27 protein-coding genes are annotated in these 26097 nt (G+C 42.4%); 8 read left to right on the top strand and 19 right to left on the bottom strand.

Annotated elements, in window-relative coordinates; translation table 11 throughout:
* The first annotated feature begins 62 nt into the window (after window positions 1-62).
* From cls (GPS65_RS01655) to GPS65_RS01645, 3 genes are all read left to right on the top strand, one after another.
* On the top strand, window positions 63-1259 hold the full coding sequence (gene cls, locus GPS65_RS01655; protein WP_144455344.1) for a cardiolipin synthase: 1197 nt from the start codon (window positions 63-65) through the stop codon (window positions 1257-1259).
* A gap of 12 nt (window positions 1260-1271) precedes the next feature.
* Window positions 1272-2234, top strand: coding sequence for a UV DNA damage repair endonuclease UvsE (gene uvsE, locus GPS65_RS01650; protein ID WP_144473431.1), 963 nt, complete (start codon window positions 1272-1274; stop codon window positions 2232-2234).
* Window positions 2235-2307: 73 nt separating this feature from the next.
* Window positions 2308-2562, top strand: coding sequence for a general stress protein (locus GPS65_RS01645; RefSeq protein WP_088003321.1), 255 nt, complete (start codon window positions 2308-2310; stop codon window positions 2560-2562).
* Between the two features lie 26 nt (window positions 2563-2588).
* On the opposite strand, the gene GPS65_RS01640 is transcribed toward GPS65_RS01645, so the two are convergent.
* The 3 genes from GPS65_RS01640 to cls (GPS65_RS01630) all read right to left on the bottom strand — a co-directional run bounded on the left by GPS65_RS01640 (window position 2589) and on the right by cls (GPS65_RS01630) (window position 6983).
* Window positions 2589-3587, bottom strand: coding sequence for a S66 family peptidase (locus tag GPS65_RS01640; protein WP_144473432.1), 999 nt, complete (start codon window positions 3585-3587; stop codon window positions 2589-2591).
* 72 nt (window positions 3588-3659) lie between these two features.
* Window positions 3660-5375: an ABC transporter ATP-binding protein gene (locus GPS65_RS01635; protein WP_144473434.1), complete on the bottom strand. Its 1716-nt coding sequence runs from the start codon at window positions 5373-5375 to the stop codon at window positions 3660-3662.
* A gap of 105 nt (window positions 5376-5480) precedes the next feature.
* Window positions 5481-6983 carry a cardiolipin synthase gene (cls, locus tag GPS65_RS01630; protein WP_238389130.1) on the bottom strand — a complete coding sequence of 501 codons (1503 nt, stop codon included), beginning with the start codon at window positions 6981-6983 and terminating at the stop codon, window positions 5481-5483.
* A 156-nt stretch (window positions 6984-7139) separates the two neighbouring features.
* Here cls (GPS65_RS01630) and GPS65_RS01625 point away from each other — a divergent pair, with 156 nt between their 5' ends.
* Window positions 7140-8111, top strand: a complete 972-nt coding sequence (locus GPS65_RS01625) for a S66 family peptidase (RefSeq protein WP_012011591.1) — start codon at window positions 7140-7142, stop codon at window positions 8109-8111.
* A gap of 390 nt (window positions 8112-8501) precedes the next feature.
* On the top strand, window positions 8502-8780 hold the full coding sequence (locus GPS65_RS01620) for a YolC/YozM family protein (protein WP_012011592.1): 279 nt from the start codon (window positions 8502-8504) through the stop codon (window positions 8778-8780).
* Between the two features lie 50 nt (window positions 8781-8830).
* Here GPS65_RS01620 and argS read toward each other — a convergent pair whose 3' ends face one another.
* The 5 genes from argS to speE all read right to left on the bottom strand — a co-directional run bounded on the left by argS (window position 8831) and on the right by speE (window position 13246).
* Entirely contained in the window at window positions 8831-10504 is a 1674-nt protein-coding gene (gene argS / locus GPS65_RS01615) for an arginine--tRNA ligase (RefSeq protein WP_144455340.1), read from the bottom strand.
* On the bottom strand, window positions 10501-10923 hold the full coding sequence (locus GPS65_RS01610) for a YwiB family protein (RefSeq protein WP_012011594.1): 423 nt from the start codon (window positions 10921-10923) through the stop codon (window positions 10501-10503). Before GPS65_RS01610 ends, argS begins: the two co-directional genes overlap by 4 nt.
* 124 nt (window positions 10924-11047) lie before the next feature.
* Window positions 11048-11395, bottom strand: coding sequence for a hypothetical protein (locus tag GPS65_RS01605; protein ID WP_144455338.1), 348 nt, complete (start codon window positions 11393-11395; stop codon window positions 11048-11050).
* Between the two features lie 78 nt (window positions 11396-11473).
* A complete protein-coding gene (gene speB, locus GPS65_RS01600) occupies window positions 11474-12346 on the bottom strand; it encodes an agmatinase (protein WP_088003052.1) in 873 nt (290 codons plus the stop codon).
* Window positions 12347-12415: 69 nt separating this feature from the next.
* Entirely contained in the window at window positions 12416-13246 is an 831-nt protein-coding gene (gene speE / locus GPS65_RS01595) for a spermidine synthase (RefSeq protein ID WP_012011597.1), read from the bottom strand.
* A 224-nt stretch (window positions 13247-13470) separates the two neighbouring features.
* Here speE and GPS65_RS01590 point away from each other — a divergent pair, with 224 nt between their 5' ends.
* Window positions 13471-15540 carry a transglycosylase domain-containing protein gene (locus GPS65_RS01590; RefSeq protein WP_144455335.1) on the top strand — a complete coding sequence of 690 codons (2070 nt, stop codon included), beginning with the start codon at window positions 13471-13473 and terminating at the stop codon, window positions 15538-15540.
* Window positions 15541-15673: 133 nt separating this feature from the next.
* Here the strand turns inward: GPS65_RS01590 and GPS65_RS01585 are convergent, their stop codons facing one another.
* On the bottom strand, window positions 15674-16192 hold the full coding sequence (locus tag GPS65_RS01585) for a YwhD family protein (protein ID WP_012011599.1): 519 nt from the start codon (window positions 16190-16192) through the stop codon (window positions 15674-15676).
* Between the two features lie 12 nt (window positions 16193-16204).
* On the bottom strand, window positions 16205-16867 hold the full coding sequence (locus GPS65_RS01580; RefSeq protein WP_012011600.1) for a site-2 protease family protein: 663 nt from the start codon (window positions 16865-16867) through the stop codon (window positions 16205-16207).
* A gap of 107 nt (window positions 16868-16974) precedes the next feature.
* Here GPS65_RS01580 and GPS65_RS01575 point away from each other — a divergent pair, with 107 nt between their 5' ends.
* Window positions 16975-17160 (top strand): 2-hydroxymuconate tautomerase, encoded by a 186-nt coding sequence (locus GPS65_RS01575; protein ID WP_012011601.1) that lies wholly within the window; start codon window positions 16975-16977, stop codon window positions 17158-17160.
* 49 nt (window positions 17161-17209) lie between these two features.
* Here the strand turns inward: GPS65_RS01575 and GPS65_RS01570 are convergent, their stop codons facing one another.
* The 4 genes from GPS65_RS01570 to GPS65_RS01555 form a co-directional block, all read right to left on the bottom strand.
* Window positions 17210-18022 carry a zinc-dependent metalloprotease gene (locus tag GPS65_RS01570; RefSeq protein ID WP_161985303.1) on the bottom strand — a complete coding sequence of 271 codons (813 nt, stop codon included), beginning with the start codon at window positions 18020-18022 and terminating at the stop codon, window positions 17210-17212.
* A 225-nt stretch (window positions 18023-18247) separates the two neighbouring features.
* Window positions 18248-18748, bottom strand: a complete 501-nt coding sequence (locus tag GPS65_RS01565) for a YwgA family protein (protein WP_119125510.1) — start codon at window positions 18746-18748, stop codon at window positions 18248-18250.
* Window positions 18749-18778: 30 nt separating this feature from the next.
* On the bottom strand, window positions 18779-20080 hold the full coding sequence (locus GPS65_RS01560; RefSeq protein ID WP_007497716.1) for an HD domain-containing protein: 1302 nt from the start codon (window positions 20078-20080) through the stop codon (window positions 18779-18781).
* Window positions 20081-20250: 170 nt separating this feature from the next.
* Window positions 20251-20472, bottom strand: a complete 222-nt coding sequence (locus GPS65_RS01555) for a YuzB family protein (RefSeq protein WP_119125512.1) — start codon at window positions 20470-20472, stop codon at window positions 20251-20253.
* A gap of 238 nt (window positions 20473-20710) precedes the next feature.
* Here GPS65_RS01555 and GPS65_RS01550 point away from each other — a divergent pair, with 238 nt between their 5' ends.
* The gene (locus GPS65_RS01550) at window positions 20711-21511 is read left to right on the top strand and encodes an RsfA family transcriptional regulator (protein WP_088003038.1); all 801 of its coding nucleotides are present in this window, start codon (window positions 20711-20713) and stop codon (window positions 21509-21511) included.
* Window positions 21512-21545: 34 nt separating this feature from the next.
* Here the strand turns inward: GPS65_RS01550 and GPS65_RS01545 are convergent, their stop codons facing one another.
* From GPS65_RS01545 to GPS65_RS01525, 5 genes are all read right to left on the bottom strand, one after another.
* Window positions 21546-21779, bottom strand: a complete 234-nt coding sequence (locus GPS65_RS01545) for a DUF5970 family protein (protein ID WP_119125513.1) — start codon at window positions 21777-21779, stop codon at window positions 21546-21548.
* Window positions 21776-24052 (bottom strand): glycosyltransferase, encoded by a 2277-nt coding sequence (locus GPS65_RS01540; RefSeq protein WP_144455320.1) that lies wholly within the window; start codon window positions 24050-24052, stop codon window positions 21776-21778. The genes GPS65_RS01545 and GPS65_RS01540 overlap by 4 nt, the downstream gene beginning before the upstream one ends.
* A 118-nt stretch (window positions 24053-24170) precedes the next feature.
* The gene (locus GPS65_RS01535; protein ID WP_144455318.1) at window positions 24171-24656 is read right to left on the bottom strand and encodes a tetratricopeptide repeat protein; all 486 of its coding nucleotides are present in this window, start codon (window positions 24654-24656) and stop codon (window positions 24171-24173) included.
* 28 nt (window positions 24657-24684) lie between these two features.
* Window positions 24685-25530, bottom strand: a complete 846-nt coding sequence (lipL, locus tag GPS65_RS01530) for an octanoyl-[GcvH]:protein N-octanoyltransferase (RefSeq protein ID WP_144455316.1) — start codon at window positions 25528-25530, stop codon at window positions 24685-24687.
* Between the two features lie 156 nt (window positions 25531-25686).
* Window positions 25687-26079, bottom strand: a complete 393-nt coding sequence (locus GPS65_RS01525) for an SMI1/KNR4 family protein (protein ID WP_119125517.1) — start codon at window positions 26077-26079, stop codon at window positions 25687-25689.
* Between the last annotated feature and the right edge of the window lie 18 nt (window positions 26080-26097).

Below are 26097 nucleotides of genomic sequence, written 5' to 3'. Positions count from 1 at the left end.
CAGTCAATATTTTTTGCGCGTTTGGGTACACTATTGAAATATGCAAAAAAGGAGGAAGCTTCATGATCGCATTGATCATCCTACTCGTACTCATTGTCATCGTATGTCTCATATTGTTAGACCTTTATATGGGAAAGAAATATTTTTCTACCCGCGCTTTTGAACGATCTTTTGACCAAACAAGCGGTGATGCCGTCTTTTATCATGATGGTGAACCACTTTTTAATCAGCTGCTCACCGATATACAGCACGCCTCTTCTTCTATTCATATGATGTTCTTTATTGTAAAGAACGACAAGATTGGTCAAAGGGTGTTACAAGCCTTGAAAACAAAAGCGAAACAAGGAGTTTCCGTCTTTTTACTGACCGATCGATTAGGGTCCTATCCGTTTGATCAAAAGTCCATTGACATGCTGGAGAAAAGTGGCATCCAATTTTACTTTTTAAATAAACCTCGTTTCCCTTTTTTGATTTATCGGTTAAACATGAGAAATCATCGTAAAATCACGGTGATTGATGGAAAGATTGGCTATATTGGCGGATTTAATATTGGTGATGAATATGTTGGGAAAAAGGGACGGTTTGGCATATGGAAGGATTATCATTTGCGCATGACGGGGCAAGTTGTTGCAGATCTCCAGCATGTGTTTTTGAATGATTTATACCGGACATCTGGCATTCACCAGCTGCAATATGATGTTTTTCCTGCTTTGGAACAGGGAACACTACAATGCACAACACGCGCGACTGCTGGTTTCTCTTTAGAGGCTTTATTTCTCAAAGATATTCAGCAGGCGAGGAAACAGATCATCATTTGTACGCCTTACTTTATTCCATCTGCTCCTCTACTGAATGCACTGCTTGATGCACGAAAACGAGGCGTCACGGTTGAAATCATCATCCCAATGAAAGCAGATCATCCACTTGTTAAAGAGGCTGGATTTCATTATTTAAAGGATCTCATTGCCTCTGGCTGCCTTGTTTATCGTTTTTATAAAGGATTTTATCATGCGAAAGCCATTCTGATTGATCAGAGACGCAGTATCATCAGTACGGCAAATTTTGATAAACGCAGCTTGTTTTTAAACGAGGAAGTTGACGTCGCTATTGATGATGTCGACTTTACTTCACACGTAGAGGGGAAAATTCGCGAGCACATAGAAGTGTCTGAGCTTATGACAGAAGAGAAATTGGCACAGCGTCCGCTTTTGTCACGTATGCTTGAATGGGCTGCCGCCATGTTTTCTTATTTTTTATAAAGGAGATGACCTATGCGTTATCGATTTGGTTATGTATCCAATGCCGTCACCTTGTGGGAGGCTTCTCCTGCCAAGTCGCTGACCTTTGCAAGATACAGCAAGCTCTCAAAGGAAGAAGGAAAAGAGGCGTTATTACGTACAACAAAGGCCAATCTCGTGAATACATTAAGAACGCTGTATTTCGCCATTGCTCATGATATCCCGCTTTACCGTTTTTCGAGTTCGATCGTTCCGCTTGCGACCCATCCTGAGGTACGCTGGGACTTTGTGACACCTTTTCAAAAGGAGTTTCTTGAAATTGGTGATTTGGTGAAACGGCATGGGCTTCGGGTGAGCTTTCACCCCAATCAATTCACCTTGTTTACTAGCCCTAAACCTTCAATCACAGAAAATGCCGTGATCGACATGACGTACCATTATCAAATGCTTGAGGCGATGAAGCTCGAAAAGGAAGGCTATATGAACATTCATGTTGGCGGCGCGTACGGTGATAAAGACTCGGCGCTTCAACGATTTGATGAAAATATCAAACAGCTTCCGGCGCATATCAAGGCGAGGATGACGCTTGAGAATGATGACAAAACGTATACGTCGTTAGAAACGCTTGGTGTATGTGAAAAGCATGGTATTCCCTTTGTTTTTGATTACCATCATCACGTGGCCAATAAAGATGACAATGCCGCGCTTGAAGACATCCTGCCAAGAATGTTCGACACTCGGACGAGCACTGGCATTCCGCCTAAAATTCATTTATCCTCACCGAAATCAGAGAAAGCTATACGTAGTCATGCAGATGGTGTAGATATGTCCTTTGTCTTACCGCTTTTTCATGCATTAAAACCGTATGGGCGTGATGTAGATTTTATGATTGAGGCGAAGTTAAAGGATCAAGCCCTGCTCCGACTGGTCGAAGAGTTGTCTTCGATAAGAGGCAACAAGCGAGTGGGCGGAGGAACCATTGAGTGGAAACCATAGAGAAAGGTTTATCTCTGTATAAACAGGGGTAACAAAGCTATTGTGAGAAAGTAATCAACAGGAGGATATGAAGATGTCTCAGATCTATTCAATCCAAATCGCTGCGAAAGCATTGAATTTACATAAGCTTATTTCTCTTTATGAAAAATGCCACGAGGCTCAACATCGTCTATATGTATATTCTAAGAAAACAATGTGTAACATCAAAAATATCGTAGAGCTTGAAACATTCAGGCTCACTCATTTAGAATCTGACTACTTAATTGTCGTAGAGGGAAAAAAAGCACAAGACCTCTTGCAGCCATTTGAAAAAGAGAAGGTTTCATAAAAAAGAGCAGCTTCTGGCTGCTCTTTTTAGATCCACTCTTTCGTCAACCACACTTTTTTGGAAACTGCATCCATTTTCACTTGTGCCCCAATTGGCATCGTAAGCATCGGGTGTGTATGGGCACAGTCAAAATCTGCGATGATCGGTTTTTTTGTCTCTCCTAGCACCTCAAGTAACATTTCGTAAGGTTCTTTGCCTGTTCCCTCATCATCAAACAGCTCATGTTTCCCCAAAAGAATCCCTGATACCCGCTCAAATACTCCATTTACCTTCAATAAAGAGAAGTTTTTTTCTACAACTGAAGCGGTTTTCATGCAATCTTCAATGAGGAGAATGTCTCCTGTTTGGATTGCTGGCATGAACTCACTGCCCCATATGCCATACATTGCATTGAGGTTTCCACCGATCAACCTACCTTCTGCCTGTCCTTCTATGACACACAGCCAATCGTTCGGGCGATGCTTTTTATCACGCGTTTTTTCTTCCCAATTGATTCGTTCATCCGTCCAAAAAGGTGGTTTTTTGATCTGATAAGGAATGGGTTGTGGATGCATCAGGATCTCTTCGAACGACTGATATGTATATGTGACAAACGGTTCAAATTCCCCAAAAGATGGGACAAGCGCCGGTCCGTAGAAAACAGGCAACCCCGTTTTTTCATAGGCAGCCAAAAGAATCGCTGTCGCATCTGAATAACCGATCATGATTTTCGGATGTTGCTTTAGCAGCTCAAAATCTAGATAAGGCAGCAAACTGTTTGAATTTGTCCCGCCAATCATTGACATGATGCACGCCAAATCGTCTCTAGCCATCAGCTCATTCAGCTCATTGGCTCGTTCTTGAATTGTACCTGAACGGTAGTGATCTTCTTTCCCTGTTAATGATCCTGGTACCACAATGAATCCTTTTTGCTCAAGCCACTTCTTCGCCCGCTCATACCTAAGAGGCGAGGTCGCTGATGCAGGACTTGAAGGTGAAAAAATACCGATCTTGTCGCCTTTTTGTAATCGCCGAAGCCCCTTCATTCCATCAGATCCTTCCTTCACAAGTTTTTTCTATCCTAACAAAAAAAGCCCTTTATCAAAAGGACTTTTTCTTTAATGACCAAACTGCGCTTCGTGCAGTCTGCTGTATACGCCACCCATTTGAATTAAATCTTGGTGGCGGCCTTGCTCTTCAATGCCTTCCTCTGTCACGACGATGATACGGTCGGCGTGTTTAATTGTTGCTAGGCGGTGGGCGATGACGAGTGTTGTCCTGCCGACGGCTAGTTCACTCAGCGCGTCCTGGATGGCTTTTTCTGTTTCTGTATCCAGTGCTGATGTGGCTTCATCTAGGATGAGTATAGAAGGGTTTTTCAGAAACATCCGTGCAATGGACAAGCGCTGCTTTTGGCCGCCTGATAGCTTGACGCCGCGCTCACCTATCACCGTATTCAACCCTTCTGGGAAACGCTGGACAAGTTCCTCTAAATGCGCACGACGTACAGCCTCCCACACCTCTGCATCGCTGGCTTCTAGATTGCCGTACGCAATGTTTTCACGAATGGTGCCTGAGAATAAAAAGACATCCTGCTGCACAATACCAATCTGCTGCCTTAAAGAAGACAACGTCATCGATTTTGTACTTATACCGTCTATTGTGATCTCCCCTTCATCCACATCATAAAAACGAGGCAGCAGGCTGCAAATCGTTGATTTTCCTGCTCCTGAAGGCCCGACAAACGCAACCGTTTCTCCTTGTTTGATCTTCAAATCGATATTCTTTAACACATGACTGTGTTCATCGTAGCCAAATGTTACGTTTCGATATTCAATTTCACCTTTCAATCCGTATACATCACGTGCTCCCTCTGTATCCTTCACATCTGGTTCTGTTTCTAGCAAATCAACATAGCTTTTAAAGCCCGCAATGCCTTTTGGATACATTTCAATGACCGTGTTGATTTTATCAATCGGTCTAAATAAAACATTCGTAATCAGAACAAATGCGATAAATCCACCTGCCGTTAATTGACCTTGCAGGACAAACCATGTACCTGCGAGAAGGACAAACAGCGTCACAAGACGTGTCAGAATATAGCTGATTGATCCGTTGACCGACATAATTTTATAGGAAAGAAGCTTCGCTTTCCGAAAACGGTTGTTGTTTTCAGCAAAACGCTTTTTCTCGAAATGTTCGTTAGCAAAGGCTTGAACAAGTCGAATGCCTCCGATATTGTTTTCAACCCTTGCATGAAAGTCTCCAATGTCATTGTTGAGCTGTGTAATCGCCTTTGTCATCTTTTTATTAAAATGAAGGGCGAGCCAGATGATGACTGGCATGATGAGGAACGTTAAAATGGCCAACTGCCAATTAATCATCAGCATGACTGCAAAGGCACCAAGAATCGTCATAATGGCTATAAACAAATCTTCAGGACCATGATGCGCCACCTCTCCAATGTACATGAGGTCGTTTGTCATCCGTGACATGAGCTTACCCGTTTTGTTGTTGTCAAAGAATTTAAAAGATAGGCGCTGAAAGTGATCAAACAGCTTTTTCCTCATATCTGTTTCAATATTGATGCCAAGCATATGCCCCCAATACGACACAATAAATTGCATAACCGAGCTAAGGGCATAAATGACAAACAGGGCAAATGCCGTCCAGACAATAATTGTCCAGTTCCCTGTTGGTAACAATGTATCAATGAAGTAGTTCACGATAAGCGGGAAACCTAGTTCCATCAATCCAACGGCAACAGCGCAAAAGAAATCTAAAAAGAACAGACCTCGATAGGGCCTGTAATAGGCGAAAAAGCGTTTTAGCATATGTAAAAGAACCTCATTTCCTCTATAATTGATAATCATTTTCAATTATAGAGGAATCCTCATCAAAATACTAGATGAGGAAATGATTTCTTCGACTGGAAAGCCTTATAAAACACCAGAAAACAACCGAGCAAATGATTCCTTTAATCGCTCTTTTAAGCCTCTTTTATAAAAATGAACAGGTCCCATTTGCTCACATTCTTTCATATCTTCTTCATAATGGGCCATCAGCTGCTCAATGGGCTTTTTCGCGGCCGTAAAGACATTGACCTCAAAATTGAGCTGAAAGCTTCTCATATCCACATTTGCGGTGCCGACAGAGGCAAGTTCTCCATCTGCGATCATCACTTTTTGATGCATGAAGCCTTTTTGATAGTGATACACCTTGATACCCTCTTTTAGGAGCTCAGAAAAATAGGACCTTGTGGCGTATTGAGTGAGAAAGCCGTCATTGATCTCCGGAACCATCACGCGAACATCCACCCCTCTTGTTGCAGCAATTTTCAATGCCGTACGTATGGATTCATTCGGGACAAAATAAGGTGTCGCAATCCAGACAAATTGTTTCGCATTTGAGATGAGTGCATCATATAAATCACTCATACTTTCTTTCATATCAGGTCCAGTTGGTACAACCTGAATGACATCCTCTCCCGTCACAGGATGAGGCGTATGATACTTCGGATCGTCAATTAATACTTCATCTGATACATACTCCCAGTCGAGCATAAAAACAGAGTGAAGGGTTTGGACAGCCTCGCCCTTTAACATCGTATGCGTATCACGCCAAAAACCGATGTTTTCATCACGTCCGACATATTCTTTTCCGACATTTAACCCGCCGACAAATCCTGTTTTCCCATCAATGATCACAATTTTTCGGTGATTACGGAAATTGAATTTTTGATTAAAGAAACCATATTTTAAAGGCAGAAAAGGAGCAACCTTGACTCCCGCCTGCTTCAAGCGTTTAATATCTTTTCGAGAGAAGCGAATGCTGCCAGCCGCATCATAGATGAAGCGAACCTCTACCCCTTCTTTTACTTTTTCTATCAAAATCTCCATCATCCGGTGTCCAAGGAAATCTGATTTGAACATGTAGTATTCTATATGGATGAACGATTTTGCCTTTTTTAACTCTTCAAAAATACGGGGAAACGTCTCCTCCCCATTTTTTAAAATGTCCATATCACTATTTGTGTTCACATGCATGCCTGTTGCCTTTTCTGTGTAATGAAAAAAAGTCCGCTGATTTTCGGTTAAACTTGATTCATCAGGCTTGCTCTCAAGCTCAGATATTCTGCGTAGTTTTTCACGGTTGTACATTCTTTTTGATTTGAATAAATGACCTTTCACATAGAGCTGTCCCGAGAACAAATAAAACATATAGCCAATGATCGGGAAAAAGATGAGCACATACATCCATAAGAGTGTGTGCTGTGATGTACGGTTCTCTAGCATGAGTGAGATGATACTAAATAAAATAATGGCGATATAAATCGCTACGTACAACTGAACACTCCACGCTGGAACCGGCCACCAATACACCACATATGCCCCGAATATCATAAAATATAAAAATAAAAATTCCAGTCGTCTTTTTTTCACATTCTCCGCCCTCATTCGTTTCTGTCTTTTCTCTTCCATACCCTTCGCACAGCTTGTATGAAACGCACGACCTATGCCTTTCTTCTAGCTTTTACAGACTTGGGTCATTTGATCCGATATAATGGATAAATATGTGATGGAAAGGAAGATTTGTTTATGTATACACCCTCTCCTTTAAGAAAAGGCAGTCATCTTCGTGTCATTGCCCCAAGCCGAAGTGCCAGCATTTTATCAGAAGAAGGAATCGCTCAAGCAAAAAAACGTTTAGAGGCTTTAGGTTTCACTGTCTCTTTTGGACAGCACGTGTTTGAATGTGATCTTCATTCCTCATCATCTATTGAACACCGCTTGTCTGATTTGCATAAGGCATTCACAGATGATGAGGTCGACGGTATTTTGACCGCCATTGGTGGCTTCAATTGCAATGAACTTTTGCCTTACATCGATTACGACTTGATCCGTCAGCATCCTAAAGTTCTTTGCGGATACAGTGATATTACCGCACTCGCAAGCGCTATTACAGCCAAATGTGAGATGGTGACATACTCTGGACCCCATTTCTCCAGCTTTCAAATGAAGCAGGGGCAAGAGGAGCAGACGGCTATGTTTCAAGCCTGCTTGATGAATGACGGTGAGTCTTTTGATGTGACCCCTTCGACCAAGTGGAGTGATGATGCGTGGTATCTTGATCAAGCGAACAGACAGTTTCATCCGACGAGATGGGGAATCTATCAGGAAGGAACAGCCGAAGGCACCTTGTATGGAGGGAACCTTTGTACACTGAACTTACTGCAAGGGACATCGTTTATGCCTCAAATCAAGGACGCCATCTTATTTGTGGAGGATGATGAGTTGGCCTTCCCTGAAATGTTCGCCAGAGACCTCACTTCCCTCTTGCAGCATGCAGAGTCCATTAAAGGGTTGATCATCGGACGCTTTCAGAAGAAATCCAAGATGACAGAAGAACATTTGAAGTTCATTTTAGATAAACACCCGATGCTTAAACACATTCCCGTGATCTACGATGTCGATATCGGACATACGCAGCCGGTTTTCACCTTACCGATTGGCGGAAACGTTCAGCTAGCGTGTGAAAATGGAGACGTGAAGCTGCGCATTCATTCATAACTAATAAAAGAAAAAAGCACTCGAATTGTGGTGCTTTTTTCTATGCCACCCTCTTTTTTAAAAATTTTTTAGAAAAAGTGATCCAACCCTTCATCCCCTTCGTTAAGTAAATGTAAAAAGAAAAGAGAGGAGGCAAAAACATGTTCTCTGATGTCCTTAGCCAATTATTCGATTCTATCTCTAACATTATTAACACACTTGGTTAATCCCATTAACGCACACATACTACATGCTTGCCGAAAGGAGGATACAAACTATGTTTTCTGATGTACTTAGCCAATTATTTGATTCTATTTCTAATATTATTAATACGCTTGGGTAATGTTCAACATCCGCTGTCTCTAGTAGATAGCGGATGTTTTTTATTTAACAGATTCTGAATCTCTTTGTATGATTGGATTAAGTTTCACTTCAAAAACTCTCACCCTTTCTGAAGAGGAATTAGATGATAAGGTCATCCACGTATTGGACTCATTATGGGAAGAGTATAAATTGTTTAACTATCAGATTATCAAGACAGAGCCCACAATATCCATTGGCATCGATACTTCAAAAGATATGGCAGGTTTGCATTCTGCATTAGAAAAGCAACTTCCTAAACAAGCATTAGAGGTTTACGAAATTGAGATTTTCCAGAGACATAAAAGTGATCTAACAGCTGAACGATGAAAAATACAAACGAAAAACCCACTCTTGTTTAGAGTGGGTTTTTCGTATAATTACATCTTTTCCGGAGCCGATACACCAATTAGTTTTAATGCATTCGCAAGCGTAATTTGTGTTGCTTTCATGAGTGAAAGACGTGCTGTTGTTTTTGTTTCATTTTCTACATCAATGACCTTTTCGGCATTGTAGAAGCTGTGAAGGGCTGATGCAAGGTCATAAATATAGTTCGTCACACGGTGCGGAATACGCTTTTCAGCTGCTTCTGCTACCACTTCTGGGAAGCTGCCAATGATTTTCAGAAGATCGTATTCTTTTTCTGAATGAATGTGAGAGAAATCTGCTTTTTCAAGATTTGGCTCGTAGCCTTTTTCTTCACCTTGACGCAGCATGCTGCAAATTCTCGCATGGGCATATTGTGCGTAGTACACAGGGTTTTCGTTAGACGTAGAAATCGCTAAGTCTAGGTCAAAGTCCATATGTGTCGCCGCACTTCTCATCGCGAAGAAATAACGAGTGGCATCTAGGCCTACTTCTTCAATCAGATCACGCATGGTGACGGCTTTTCCTGTACGCTTACTCATCTTCATCTTTTCACCGTTTTTGTATAGATGAACGAGCTGAATGATTTCTACTTCAAGCTTGCCAGCCGGATATCCAAGTGCTTGAATCGCCGCTTTCATTCGAGGGATATAGCCGTGATGGTCCGCGCCCCAAATGTTAATGAGCTGGTCAAAGCCTCTGTCCAATTTGTCTTTATGATATGCGATATCTGGAAGCAAGTAAGTGAAGCTGCCGTCTTTTTTAATGAGCACGCGATCCTTGTCATCGCCAAAATCAGTTGAACGCAGCCACGTTGCACCATCTTCTTCAAAGACATAGCCTTTTTCGCGAAGCGTTTCCAGCGCTGGTTCGATTTTTCCGTTTTCATATAAAGAGGTTTCTGAATACCATACATCAAATGGGACACGGAAATTCTCAAGATCTACACGTAATTTCTCCAATTCGTATTTCAAGCCGTATTCACGGAAGAACTTCATACGCTCTTCTTCTGACTCGTGCACGAAACGGTCACCAAATTCATCTGCCAGCTTTTGCCCGATGCCTTTGATGTCTTCTCCTCTGTACCCGTCTTCAGGCATCTCTTTTTCAAGACCGAGCGCCTCAAAGTAACGTACCTCTACAGATAAAGCGAGGTTATTGATCTGATTCCCTGCATCGTTGATATAGTATTCACGGCTCACGTCGAACCCTGCTTTATCAAGGATGTTGCAAAGAGAATCACCTACAGCTGCTCCGCGGGCATGTCCAAGGTGAAGGTCACCTGTTGGGTTGGCTGAGACGAATTCAACTTGCACTTTTTGGCCGCCGCCTGTATTCGTTTCACCATATGCTTCCTTTGCTTCAAGGACAGCAGGGATGAGCTTTGTTAAATACTGATTGTTCATATAAAAGTTAATGAACCCTGGACCTGCGATATCCATTTTTTCAATAGAAGCTTTCCCTTTATCAAACGCTTTGACAATGTCCTCTGCGATTTGACGAGGTGCTTTTTTTGCAATGCGGGCAAGCTGCATCGCCATATTGGTGGAGTAATCACCGTGGGTTTTGTCTTTCGGCACTTCTAAAAGGACATCTGGTACCTGGCTTTCATCAGCAAGTCCTGCTTTGACGACTGCCGCAATAATTTCTTCTTTTAACGCATCTTTGACCTGTTCTGCGATATTCATGAACGTAAATCCTCCTTATATGAAATCGATAATGTATGTAAATGCTTTTGGTCTTCCCCTGTCAGCATATCGTACGTAATGTGCAGCAGTCCCTTGTCCACATCCAGATCAATGCCATGTGTGTGCACATCAAGCTGTAGTGTACCGAATGGCATCGTATAATGTGTGACGGTCGTTTCTCCGATGAGAAAGCGCTGCTTCATTTGAATGGCCCCTGATCTCATGACAAAAATTTCTTTTTCACTCATTTTCACAACGGTTTTTACTTGACCCATTTCATGTTCTTCATGGTAAGTGAGATACGTTTTTTCATTCTTTTCTTGATACGTTCCAGTCGTGCGGAATTCGATCGTTTCAGCCGGCTCCGTCTCTGGTTTCATCACTGACTTTACATGAATTGAAATTTGGTTTTGTGTCATTTTGCACTTCCTTTGCTAAGACCCGTTTAACTAAAATAGTATACCATATTCATGATTGCCTATCATCCCATCATTTCTCTTATTCACTGCGATTAAACTTCGTTTTTGATCTTACACCATCCCTTTAGAAAAAAAGGAACACGAAACTCACTAATACCACCAATCCAGCCTTTATGCCCAAGTCTTTTCTTTTGATGAAATAAAAAAGAGCTTGTACGCCTGAACTTGCCAAAAATGCCTGAAAAAAATCAAATGGCACGATCTGCGCCTGCTTACATACCACCTGCATGCATAGCGCAATGGCCGTCAGATAGAAAAAGCCTCGATCCTGAAACAGCCCCAACATCTCTTCCTTCGCTTCCTTTTTCGAAGCAAAAACAGGCGGCTCAGCTGCGAGCTCTCGTTTCAGCGTGAGAAAACCCGCCGCTAACACACAAAAAGCGAGAAGCACCATCAATATAGAAGAAAACATGAACTGCCTCCTTTATTTTTTGATCGATGTAAAAAAAGAGCTTGTCCATATGAGATGACAAGCTCCTCTATCAAGGTGTTATTTCACAAACCCAAGCAGCATTTCGCGTAAAAGCTTGCTCGCTGTATTCGCTGTTTGGTCAGAATGATCGTATACAGGTGCTACCTCAACAAGGTCTGCACCGACTACTTGCACATCAGATCCTGCAATCGCATGAATAGATGCAAGCAGCTCTTTTGATGTAATACCGCCAGCATCTACCGTGCCTGTACCAGGTGCATGAGCTGGGTCGAGTACATCAATGTCGATCGTCACATACACTGGGCGTCCCTTCAGCTTTGGCAATACTTGCTTCAATGGCTCCAGCACTTCAAATTTAGAGATGTGCATGCCCGCTTCTTTTGCCCATTCAAATTCTTCCTTCATCCCAGAACGAATGCCGAAAGAGAACACATTCTCAGGTCCAATGAGTCCTGCTACTTTACGAATCGGGGTTGAATGAGACAGCGGCTCACCCTCGTATTCCTCACGAAGATCCGTATGTGCGTCCATATGGATAATAGCCAAATCAGGATATTTCTTATGCATCGCGCGGAAAACCGGCCAAGACACAAGATGCTCGCCGCCCATTCCTAATGGAAACTTCCCTTTTTCTAAAATGCTGTCGACATACTCTTCAATTAAGTCTAAGCTTTTCTGTGCATTTCCAAAAGGAAGTGGAATGTCACCGGCATCAAAGAATGGTACCTCGTGTAGCTCACGATCTAAATAAGGACTGTATTCCTCTAAACCGATCGATACTTCACGAATACGGTTTGGGCCAAAACGTGAGCCTGGTCTATAACTGACGGTCCAATCCATCGGCATCCCGTATAAAATGACCTTTGCATCTTCCCATGTCGGATGACTTCCAATAAACACTTTTCCTGAATAAGCCTCGTCGAATCTCATGCAAGATTCCTCCTTTTACGCTTCAAAAAATGCGCAAACGGTCATTTGCGCATTTCCACTTCGCTTGATTTATTTGATTAAGTCGCTCACAAATTTCGGCAGAACGAATGCCGCTTTGTGCAATTCTTTTGTGTAATATTTCGTCTCAATATCAAAGAAACGGCTGTCTTCTACAGCAAGTGGGTCATACTTTTTTGAACCAATGGTAAATGTCCAAAGTCCACTTGGATACGTTGGAATATTCGCTGTATAAAGCTTCGTGATTGGGAAAATTTCTTTCACATCACGTTGTACATTTGTAATCAGCTCAGGTGTGAACCAAGGGTTGTCCGTTTGTGCCACGAAAATACCGTCTTCTTTGAGTGCTTTTGAGATTCCTGCGTAAAATCCTTTAGAGAACAGGTTCACAGCTGGTCCAACTGGTTCAGTTGAGTCCACCATGATGACATCGTACTCATTGTCAGCTTCAGCAATGTGCATAAAGCCGTCTCCGACTTTGACATCTACACGAGGATCGTCTAGCTTCCCAGCAATTGAAGGAAGGAATTTCTTCGAGTATTCGATGACTTTTCCATCAATATCAACAAGTGTCGCTTTTTTCACACTTGGGTGCTTGAGAATTTCACGAATGACACCGCCGTCTCCTCCGCCTACAACAAGAACATTTTCCGGGTTTGGATGAGTGAAAAGAGGAACATGTGCCACCATTTCGTGGTATACAAACTCATCTTTCTCAGATGTCATCACCATACCGTCTAAAAACAGCATATTGCCAAACTCTTCTGTTTCCACCATTTCTAAATGCTGAAAATCTGTTTGTTCTGTGTGAAGGGTCTTGTTCACCTTCAATGTAATACCAAAATTCTTCGTTTGCTTCTCTGTATACCAAAGTTCGCTCATTGTCCATCTTCCTCTCATCCAATAATAAACAAACATCTATTGTTAGCGCCTTTATCGGCTATGACTATATCGATTGTCCAAGAAAAAAGTATAGTGGATTCATATCAAATTGTAAAGAACCGCATGAGTTCTCTTCAATTTTCATGCACGCTCTTTCAATCATTTGTTTAAAACGGTTTTCTTTGTTCCATACTGATAAAAAACCGTCAAAATGGGGGCTTGGCATGGACACAATCATGAGTAATAAAAAAATCCGCATGACCGTGAAAACGATTCGAGCCTGTTTTTTTATAGGCTTGCTCGCTTTTCTATTTGCAGGCACTGTTTTTTTGACGATTCTTTTAATCGCCAAATGGCAAGGCGCCCCTTCTGTTCAAGTTCCCCAATCTACGACGATTTATGCAGCCGATGGTTCAAAGCTTGGAGAATCTAGCTTTGGAGAAAAGAGATATTGGGTGCCGTTAAAGGACATGTCTCCTCATATCAGGCAGGCAGCTGTGGCTGTTGAAGACAAAACCTTTTATGAGCATCATGGCTTTGATGTGAAACGAATGGCAGGAGCTGCAGTGGCTGATATTCGCGCCATGGCTAAAGTACAAGGAGCCAGCACGATCACCCAGCAATATGCACGAAATCTGTATTTAGATCATGATAAAACGTGGAAGCGGAAATGGAATGAAGCCTTTTACACGATTCGCTTAGAACAAAACTATACAAAAGATGAGATTTTAGAAGGATACTTGAACACCATATATTATGGTCATGGAGCTTATGGCGTGGAAGCGGCATCCCGTCTGTATTTCGGAAAAAAAGCGAAGAATTTGACCCTCGCTGAATCTGCCTTACTTGCCGGTATCCCAAAGGGCCCTTCTCTCTACTCCCCTTATGTGAATGAAGAGAAAGCCGGTGCAAGAAAGAATATGATTTTGAGGCACATGCAAGAGGACGGCATGATTACGAAAAAGGCAGCCGCTGAAGCCGCGAAAGAAAAACTGTCCTATCGTCCTTTGCAAAAGAAGCAGCTACAAGCAAAGCAAGCACCGTATTTTTATGATGATGTGGTTCGTGAGTTGAAGCAAACCTTGGGGCTAACTGAGGAACAGATCGAAACCTATGGCCTTCATATCCAAACGACTTTACATCCGGAATTACAGAAAATTGCTGAGAAGACGTTAAAAAGCACAATCGATTCGAAATCAGACATCCAAGTCGGCTTTACTGCTATCCATCCCCAAACAGGTCATGTACTCGCCCTCATCGGAGGAAGAGATTACGAAAAAAGTCCATTCAACCGGGTCACACAAGCGAAAAGACAGCCCGGTTCAACAATGAAGCCACTTCTCTATTACATGGCCTTACAAAATGGGTTTACACCAGCAACCGTCATGCGTAGTGAAGAAACAGTTTTTGAGCTCGATGATCAAGGAAGCGGTGCTGCTTATTCGCCAAGCAATTATCATGGCTATTACGCCAATGACGGCATTACGATGCTTCAAGCCTTGGCGCTGTCTGATAATATTTACGCTGTGAAAACCCATCTATTTTTAGGAATGGAGCAGCTTGTACGTGCCGGGAAAACATTTGGCATCAACGAAAAACTAGATCAAGTGCCATCACTAGCCTTAGGCACGTCCCCTGTCAAACCAATTGAAATGACAAATGCTTATGCCATGCTTGTCAATGGCGGAAAACGAGTCAAACCCACCTTTATTACAAAAGTAACGGATGCAAAAGGCAACGTACTTTTTGAAGAAAAACAAAAACGAGAGCAAGTCTTAGATGAAAAAGCAGCCTTTGTCACCACCGACATGATGTCAGGAATGTTCAATGATCAGTTAAACGGCTATACGAGTGTCACTGGTCGCACCATTATGAAGGATCTCACGCGAACATACGGAGGAAAATCAGGGACGACAGGAGCCGACAGCTGGATGATCGGCTTCTCTCCCCAGCTCGTGACAGGTGTGTGGACAGGCTATGATAAAGGGCGAACCATTGACTCGGTCGAAGAAACAGCCTATGCAAAAAAGATATGGGCATCTTTTATGGAATCAGCCCTCTCTAAACAGCCAGCGTCCTCCTTCATGCCACCAGACGGCGTAAAAGGTGTGTATATCAATCCAAAAACCGGCGATCTGGCAGGCCCAGGATGTGAATCAAAGGTATTTACCTATTTTATAGAAGGAACGGAGCCGACAGGTGTGTGCTACGGCGCTGAGAATAAATCTTCTGAGGATCATCCAGTTCAAGATCAAAAGCCAAAGAAATGGTGGGAAAAGTGGCTGAAACGTTAAAAAAAGAAAAAAAGACATGAAAAACCCCGAGATTTGCATCTCGGGATTCTCCATGTCCTAGCTTTAACACCAGTTTACTCAAAAATCAGCTGGAATTGGTAGCAATTCGCCATTCTTCACAAAAATTTCACAATTATTCAGGGACAGCCAATCCTTCTTTTAATTCATCTGTGGATGCTTCCCAAAGTGCTTCATTATGACTCTTCAAGAAATCAGCCAGTACCTTTTTCGATACATCATCCATATGACTAACAACGATTTTTCGCTTCATTGATTTATCCATTAAATTCACATGCTCTGGAAGCGACTTATACCCTCGGCGGATTGAACGATCAACGGTCATTTCGCAAGCCGTGACACCCGCATAGTAAGGACCTTCTTCTCTGCGGTCAATGGTCACCCATACGAGCCAATACGGTTTTCCGTTCGGCACTTCTTCTTTTGTTTTCAGAAATTTAATTCCTTTTTCAACGGCACTTCTTGCATGCATAGCACCAATATCAATGACAGCTTCCTTTTCCTCTACATCAATGATCACCGGCGAAATGTTATCTAGGCTGAGCGCACCCGCTCCAAAGCCTCCGTGTCCGTCTGTTGCATCTGTTTTTTTAATGATATTAAAACCAATTGGTTTCTTCTTTTTACCTTCCATTCATTAAACCTCCTAAAGCAGCGGCTTCAAAATAAGATTAAACCAGTATATGATTTGATCCCGCATTCCGATCAATGGACCAAAAACAAACTGTCCTAGCGGCGTAATCACGAATATGAGAAAGATAATGATCCCATATTGTTCAAATTGCGTCATTTTCGCACGGATATGGGGACTAACGACGTCCTCAATAATACGATACCCATCCAGCGGCGGAATTGGCAATAAGTTAAATAGGAACAAAATGACGTTCAAGTTTATAAAGATTCGGAAGAAATAATCCACTCCAGGCTCAAAGCGCATGAGCGACTCCCCGCCAAATTTCTGAAGAAGCACGTACACGAAACAGCCTAGAAACGCCAACACCAAGTTACTTAAAGGGCCAGCAATCGAGACGCAGATTCCTGCTAAGCGCGGGTTTTTAAAATGGTAACGATTCACCGGCACAGGTCTCGCCCAGCCAAACCCAGCGACAAAGATCAAAATCGTCCCAAATACATCAAGATGCTTCAACGGATTTAATGTGAGTCTCCCTTGGTTCTTAGCTGTTGGGTCTCCGAAACGATACGCAACATATGCATGCGCCAACTCGTGCATCGTAAATGCAACAACAAGTGTAATGGCGACATATGGAATCAGTTCTAATGGATACACAAGAAATTGGTTCAAAGGCATGAATCCCTCTTTCTTTCTATACAATGATTTACTTCATTCAGTATACTATAAGAAGTCCCTTAAACTAAAGGGAAGCGTAGCATTAAAGGAAAAAGGAGGTTTTCGCATTGCCGATTGTCACCGTACAAATGCTTGAAGGAAGAACAGACGAGCAGAAAAGAGCGCTTGTAGAGAAAGTCACTGACGCTGTTGTTGAAACAACAGGCGCAGGTGCAGAAAAAGTCTCTGTTATTATTGAAGAAATGAAAAAAGAACACTATGCCGTAGCAGGAAAACGCATCAGCGACCTGTAAGCATAAAAAAAGGACAGGCACATGGGTGTTTGTCCTTTTGTCTCTTATTTTATCTGTACCACGCTTTGTTACGGTTCACTTGATTTTTATGAGCCGCATCAAAGAAATCGACTGTGTAGGAATAATCATAATTCATTAAGCAGACAATTCCGCTGCCTTGAGGGTCATGTGGTAAGCCAAAGTTATGACCGTATTCATGCGTAGCCGCTTTTGCAGTATTCGCTGTTCCTTGATCAAGGTTAACGGCGAATGCACTTCCGCGCGGTGCACTATTGTATACATACGCGATTCCGCCCGCATCAAAGTTTGGATTAGCTGTAAAGCCAGTGACAAAATCGTATCCTCTGCCATCAAAGCTGCGCGACAGGTTAGATAAAATTTGCTCTGCATTTGATCCAGAAGATGTCCAAGATCCTACTGCTTGTACGACAAAGTCGACATCATGATCACGGTTAAAGGTGACGTCCGCTTGCTCGATGATGCTGACAATGCGCGTCTGCCAGTCACTATATTTCGCACGATACTGCGCATCTGCTACAGCATAAACCGTTACTTTTTGACTGCCTGTGCTTGCCTTTGTTGAAATAGAATCCCCTGTATTCGCCTTAAAGGTTCTAGAGCCTACTTGCTTACCAGACTCATCTAATACCTTTGTTGTCACATCTCGTTCAATTGGAGGTGCTTTCGTCAAATCTTTAAAATCGTTTGCCTTTGGCAACCCCTCACTAATATGTGTTTCGAATGGCGTATGACCATGATCATGCCCATGACCAGCACTCGCAACTGGTGCTGAAGCTGAGCTTACTCCCGGTAACAAACTACCTACCAATAAAAATGACAAAAAGACTGAACGCTTTTTCATTCCTATCCCTCCTTTGATTTTCACAAAGTTATATATTCACTGAAAATTCACCATTTTCCTTCTATTCAGTCAAAAACAGGGAATTAGATACACAGGAAGAAAGTCGAAATACGTCATATTCACTAATTTTCTGAATCGTTCAGTACACATTTCATCGAAAATTAGCGCTTTTGGTCTAGGTCTTACAAAAACAAAAAAAGCCCTAAATGCGGGGCTTTTGTGAAGCTAGTTCAATTCCTTCAATTGATCAATATAAGCAAGAGCATCCTCAAATTCTTCGTCCGTATAGCGCTGCTTGCTTTTAATGGTGAAGACCTTTTCCTTTACCTCATCTTTTGGCAGATCATCAAAGTATAAAATCGTAGAGACGAGCTCTAGGAAACGAGACGACTGCTCGTTCATCTGCTGCGTCAGCACTTTGAGGTCAGGCATGTCCACTTCGCACTGATCGAGAAACTCTTTCCCATTGTCCGTCAGCGAATAACGATACTGATAGTATCCGCCTTTTTTTTCCTTCATTTCGTCCAAGAATCCAAGGTTGCACAACTCTTCAATTCTGAGCGTCAACTCCTCTGAATAGGGGCCATAAAAGTGAAAATCGTATTTCTCGTAAAAAGGCAAATCTAGCTTTTTTGCTATGTAAATCATCTTTTGCAGCTTCTTCCGTCCAACGATTTCCCCAGATTCAGAGAATACCTTCATCAACTTTGCATGCTCTTTCAACAAATTCCCGACATCTCCTTTTTCAGTACTTCCTTATCCCAATCCAAGCAGCTTCATGATCGCCTTCTTTTCTTCAGCTTTTTCCGACATATCTACAATTAAGTCCATCGGGAAATAAAGTTTATGATCGGTTCTTCGTTTACCGGAAATGGCATCAACAATATCTGACTGTCTCGACAGCTCTTTAATGTGACCACTTTGCGTCAAAAGGTGAATCGGCAGTCTCTCTTCTTCCTCACCTGGTCTGTAGAAGTCGTATGGCAAGTCAGAGGAAGAGTCGACGACTAAATAATAGTCAGGATCAATGCCTGCCTCCTTGAACAAGGCGGTCAGCTTGAAATATTTCGTCATTTCTTCATTCGGATTAAACTCTGTATATTGGAACAATCGGCGGTTCATAAAACGGCGGCACAAATCAGCCAGCACGTGATCTTCTTCATCTTCCCACGCCTGAAAATAAAATAAGACAATGGATTCATCCAGCTTAATATAGTCCTCTGTGGTGACATTCCCCTCAAAGATCGAATAAAAATGAACTGGGGCATGTGTAAAAATATAACCCGTTTCATGCAGCTCTTTTGCACGATGGAGAATTTTCGTTAAAATGACTTCCGCACTGCGTGTCACGGGGTGGAAATAGACTTGCCAATACATTTGATAGCGGCTCATAATATAATCCTCGACCGCATGCATCCCGCTCTGCTTCATCACAATCTGATCTTCTCTCGGACGCATTACGCGCAAAATACGCTCCATATCAAAATGGCCGTAGCTGACGCCTGTATAGTAGGCATCACGCTGCAAGTAGTCCATACGGTCGGCATCGATTTGACTTGAGATCAAACTGACCACCTGTTTGTTTTGATACGTTTTCGCAATAACTTCTGCCACATGCTTCGGGAAATCATCACTCACCCGGCGAAGCACTTCATTGACTTCGGTTTGCCCTAAAATAATATCTCTTGTAAACGATTCATGATCTAAGTGGAAAACCTTTTCAAAGGAATGAGAAAATGGTCCATGTCCGAGGTCATGAAGCAAGGCCGCACTCAGGACAAGCTCGCGTTCTCCCTCATCCCATTCCGGCCGTCCTTTGAATACATCATCCACAATCCGTCTCACAATCTCGTATACACCGAGCGAATGATTGAAACGGCTGTGTTCTGCACCATGAAACGTCAAATAAGTGGTTCCTAGCTGTTTAATTCGGCGCAGGCGCTGAAATTCTCTTGTTCCTATTAAATCCCATATTAATGCGTCCCGTACGTGAACATAACGGTGCACAGGATCTTTAAATACCTTTTCCTCAGATAATTTCCCTTTTGGATACGCCATCGTTTCGTCCCTCTTTTTTTAAGACGTGTTTCTATTATATCGGGTAACTTTTCCCGAAAACATCCTTGAATTTGCTCGTGAATGTGTTCTCAACGATTGCACGGACGTAAAAAGCCCGACCTGACAGGGACGGACCTCTTTTTAGGTCGACTGAACACATTCAGTGACATTTAGTTGACTTTTTTTTGAACCTTTTCGAGTAACTCATCTTCTGTTGGTGCGGATAATGGGCGATTGTTTACAAACGCAAAAGCCTTTTTTCGTCCTGGACCACAATAGGATTGACAGCCAATTTCAATTTTTGCATCAGGGTCAACCGATTTGAGTCGAGGCAACAACGTCTTTAGGTTCGTCGCATCGCAATCGTCACATACGCGAAACTCATTAGCCATGGTCTTACGCTTCCTTTCAATGATGAACTTCATTTTATATGAAACAGTTGGACAACCAAGAGTCATAATATACCACCCAACATTGTACATCGAAGCGGCTGGACTTGCAAGACGCATGATAATTGCTGAGACGTGCTCATATAAAAGCTAGTATTTTCCACTATCCTTTTAGCAAACTTGTATAAACCGTCTTGAACTTGGCTAATCTAATACCATCAAATCATATGGGGGTTTAAACATGTCAAAACAAAGACAAGATGCTTGGTCAGAGGAAGATGATCTCCTTTTGGCGGAAACCGTCTTACGTCACGTAAGAGAGGGCAGCACACAGCTGAATGCGTTTGAAGAAGTAGGAGACAAGCTAAATCGTACCTCAGCGGCATGCGGTTTTAGATGGAATGCTGTTGTGAGGCATCAATATGAAAAAGCTCTAGCCCTTGCTAAAAAACAGCGGAAACAACGCATGCGTGCGCTCGGCAATGGCCAGCCTGCAAAGAAACGATTACTCTATCAGCCGCAAGTAGAAGAAACGGTCACGCAAGAGGAATTCTCGCAGGAGCTGGAACCAGCGAAGGAAGAAACGTTTGCACCAGCATCTGAAACAGCAGAGCAACTTCAGTTTGTAGACCAAAGCTACAATGAAGAGTTAGCTAGTTTATCACACTTATTGTCACAGGCTTCTCATGTCGTGGAGAAAAAGCCAGAAGCCAATCCTTTTAGGCAGCAACAGGAGTTAACCATCGAAGATGTCATTGATTTCTTGCGACGCTATGAAGGCGATGGACAGCAATCCTCTGCCTTACGCATGGAAAACAGCCGGTTAAAACGAGAAAATAACGAACTTTCACATAAAGTCACGCAGCTAGAAGCAGAAGTGAAAAAGCTTGAAAAGGATCAGCTCACCATTCAAGAAGATTATGAAACACTCGTCAAAATCATGAACCGTGCAAGAAAACTAGTTTTGTTTGAAGAGGACGACACTGCCGCTCCAACCTTTAAAATGGACCGAAACGGCAACCTCGAAAAAATGGCAGAATAACAAAAAGTGCTCCCCATCTGCGGGAAGCACTTTTTTAAATGCCTAAAAATAGCATCACACTAAATAGGACATTAATCAAAAAGACAAACATAAAAATATACCTGACTTGTCTCACCTGAAAATCACCAAATATAAAAATGTACAGACCTGCGATGCCAAGTGTCAGTACAGGCTGAAGAAACGGCACCAAAAGCGAAATGCCGTAGCCGGCTCCTATGATAATAGGAAGCCATAGTAAATAGAGGTAACCGCCGTTTTTTGATTTCAAGAAACCACTCCCTCTCTTTCTTCTATTTGCTTGATGTCAGGTTGAACAAATTTGAGTCCGACCATTGTGCGGCCGCGTTTTTTTGAAGTCCAAACGGCAATCGCCGGCTGATCTGTCAGAGATTCTGCATCAATGGTGATCCGCACTTTCTCATGTAATTCAATGACAGCTTCAGACTCGATTTTACACCCAGATACACTAATATCGTGTATGACAAGCGGCACCTTCTCTTCTAATTTGTCCTCAGATGATAACGTGCCTGTCACACCTTTTAAAGGTTTTCTCATCCATTTTCGCCGTATAGCCTTTGGCACTTTCTCTGTTTCTCTTATAAAGCGGAGAAACGTCCGAACAGCATAGGATTTTTTCTCACGATCCGTAATGGCTACATGCTCTCGTGTGAATAGGAAGCGGATCAGTGATAGATACTCTGATTTTTGTGTGTCAGTAAAAGCAACACCTACCATCAGCTTGTCTTCCTCTGGATAGCTCCAGACGACGTCACACGTCACGCTTTCATCCTCTGTAAAGAATAATTGCTGTTGTCCTTGATAAAGAGAAGAAGCTTGATCCAATGGAATGGAGAGTCGCGCTCCTGAATCACTCATATCTAGCAGGAAACATGCAATCGACTGATCTTGATGATCAGAACGAAGCTGTCCCTCTTTTTCAATGATAAACCGCTCTGATTTTCGATAACGCGGACGATCAAACGCCACAAGCAGTGCCATGAATAGACCTGCACCGTTATACAACACCCAAAATATATTAATCAACGTGAGATCAGCATTCATCGTTCCGTTTACCTTCACATCGTATCCTATTTTCACTAGGACAAGCAATGAGAGCAGCAAAAAGATCAAATGGGGAATCATCGTTTTCAAATGAAAGTGTCTTTTGTCTGTTTGAATTCCCTTTGGTGTGACAAGAAATTCGACTCTCTTTTTGAAAAACAGCTCACTTAAAGCCACACCAGCTAGGTGAAATGCCATCGAGCTTTCATAAATATGACTCCAAAACATGCTTCTTTTTTGATTCGACACCAGTTTAAATGCTAAATAGGAACTAAAGAACGCCGGTAGCCAGAACATGAAAATGGACTGGAAATCTGCCCAGAAACTTTGAATACCAAACAATAAAAACAAAATCGGTGTGAGAATGTAAATCATTTTAAACAAACCGTTAAACCAATACACAATACCATCTAAATAAAGAACTCGCTGCATCAGCGTTAAGCCGCGAACCTTCAAAGGATTAAACTTACGGGCACACTGAATGTTCCCTCTTGACCACCGATCTCTCTGCTTTAACAGATCTAGCCAGCTTTCAGGTGCCAGACCGACGGCTAATACTTCTCCGACAGACACAGATTTGAACTTGCCTTGGAGCAGCATTCCTGTCGCCATGTCTTCTGTAATCACCCCAGTAGCAAATCCACCAATTTCATCTAAGGCCATTCTTCTAAAGACAGTATTACTACCGACATACATCACAGCATTAAACCGATCCTTCCCAGCTTGAAGGGTTTGCATGAAGAAGTCCTGCTCATTCGGAATTCGATCCTTCGAGAACATATTATATTGGAAAGGATCTTCGTTATAAAACGCCTGTGGAACTTGAACAAACGCCGTCGCTCCATCATGAAAATAAGGCACTGTTTTTTCTAAAAAGGCAGGAAGGGGAACCATATCGGCATCAAGTGTGAGAATCAGCTCCCCATTCGTTTGAGACATCGCATGGTTTAAATTACCCGCCTTCGCAAACTTGTTATCGGTTCTCGTCAGATAATGAACACCAAACTCAGAAGCAAGCTGCTCTACAGACGCCCGTTTTCCATCATCACATAAATAAATGTGGACTTTGTCCTTTGGATAAGAGAGATTCACACAACCTGCAACAGTGCGTTTCAGCACTTCAATTGGTTCATTATATGTAGCTATGAAAATATCAACTGTTGGTAGCCTGTCAAGATCACTGATCATGACTTGCTTCCGATTGGAAGGTTTCCAAACAAGTGTATAAAACACAAGCAGCTGTAAAAATCCAATGCATTCACAAGCAACAAGCAAAATACCCATCACAATATTAAAAGTACCTTCATGAGGCAGTGTAAAGAAAAGACGCCAGCAAATATAAGCGGCATTTGTGAACACACAGAGCACAATGATGATTTTTTTAACCGTAGAGGCCATCGGTTGAATACGATACATTACATACAACACAGACAAAACGCAAAGCATAAACAGCGGGTAATACGTGGTGAATAATGACAATACATTTTCCTTCTTTCTTATGTCATAAATGACTATCGCATAAAAACAACATAACGAAGGAGGGGATTCTTCCATTAAAGTGCCCCTCCGTTTCTACTTGACTATTCTATTAAATGGTTTATTTCCACAATTTATCTAACTGATTCGAATAAAAATCAATCGCTTTTCGATAACTCAAAATAGTAGGATCTGTTGTCGTTTCAGTTAAACAGTTCAGTAACATTTCCATTGCTTTGCTATGTTCTTTCAAATTATACAAAGTCATGGCATAAAACGTTTGTATGGCTTTGTTATCTGGATAAGTTTCTATCCCTCTTAGGAACATGTGCTTGGACTTTTCATATTCTCCTAAGGTTCTGTATGTACTTCCTAACCCTAGTAGAGCGTCTTCTAGTTCTTCTGAAGACAATCCTAACTCAATGGCTCTTTCATAAAAAAAGACAGCTTGCCTTTCCTCTCCTAGCAAGTCATAACTCCAGGCACATTGATAATGAATAGAGGCATCGTCTGGATACTTCTCTACAAGATGAGAGAGCATTTCATTTGATTCTTGAAGGTGTCCACTTTTTCGAAGTTCAATGGCTTTCTCGAGCTTGGTTTCCATCACTTCACCTCTATGCTTTCCAAGATTTTTAAGAGAACACCTTTTCATTCCGCTCAATCATCCGCGTCATGTTTTTTTCAAATTCTAGCTGTTCATCTGCGTTCAGTCCTGACGCTGTCAGCTGATCACTTAACGTTTGAAGCTCTTCTAGTAAAAGACGCATAAGAAGCGCATAATCAATTGGTTCTCCAGTTAATTCTGATAAAGACGCCATCGTATCAGGTTGTATATCAGGAAATACGGCCTTCACTTCTTCTCGTTTGTCCTTTAAGGCGGCGTCATAAAAACGGCGGATCAAGTCAGCACGTTCCCGCCCGCTTCCATCTGCACACAAATAAATTTGCACAGCAACTCCACCACGTAATCTACGCTGAGAAATGCCTGCAAATTTCTTTCCATTGATGCTTAGGTCATAACTGCCCGGACAATAAGAGCCGACAATTTCATAAGCTTCAATGTCCACCTCATACTTAGACAGCATCCGGCAGACCAATTCCACCATCGCATCATACCCGCGGTCAATATCAATGCCCTTTTTTTGTTCCGCAAAGATTAACGACACATTCAATACACCTTCATCCAGCACCACAGCAAGGCCGCCTGAGTTGCGTACAATGACGCGATAGCCCTCTTCTTCGAGGAGCTTTACACCATCTTGAAGAAAAGGCAGTCTTGTATCCTGAATCCCAAGCACAATTGTATTGTGATGCACCCAAGAACGCGCTGTCGCTGGTGAGAGTCCCTTCCCGACCGATGCACAAAGCGTATCATCCATCGCAAAGGATTGCTTCGGGTCCACATAAAGACCGAGGCTCGATTGATCTATGATTCGCCATTTCGGCTGTGTCAGTAACTCAATAGGTTCATTTTTCATGTCCTGCATATCCTCTCGTTCATAAACTGTGTTTATTATAACACGGGGAGAATCGAAGAGATCATTAAAAAAGCTCCATGACATTTGACGTCACAGAGCGTTCAGTTGGATGATTCAGTTTTACTTTTCAGTGATTCATACATTTGAAAGCCGTGTTCATTCAACGATACATCCTCCACTCACCCACTCCAGCAAGTTTTCCGTCACCAACTCTGCATGCTGAGGGTCCATCACACCAGCGTCCACAATCCATACGCGTTTTTCTTCTTCGGTCTGACGCATGAGAAATACTTGTCCGCCACCATCGTCGCCAATGGCTACATAGCCGTTGGCATAATGATGAACTTCCCACGTTGCATTGCGTTCCGCAAGGTCCTCAGTGCCATATAGTAGGACATCGCCTCCAACGGAACATCCATTTGTCTGTTTAAGTAAGGTCTTATGAGCATGAGGCAGCACCATGTTTAGTTGGGATTCTGCCTTTTTGATTTGTTTGTCACTTGCTGATTCGTTCAGGTGATTGTTTGGGTTTTGAAGGAAATTGATCATAATTTGAGAGCCTCCGAT

Source organism: Bacillus pumilus (assembly GCF_009937765.1).
Classification (GTDB): Bacteria; Bacillota; Bacilli; order Bacillales; family Bacillaceae; genus Bacillus; species Bacillus pumilus_O.
This window is presented reverse-complemented; position numbering and strand designations above follow the sequence as displayed.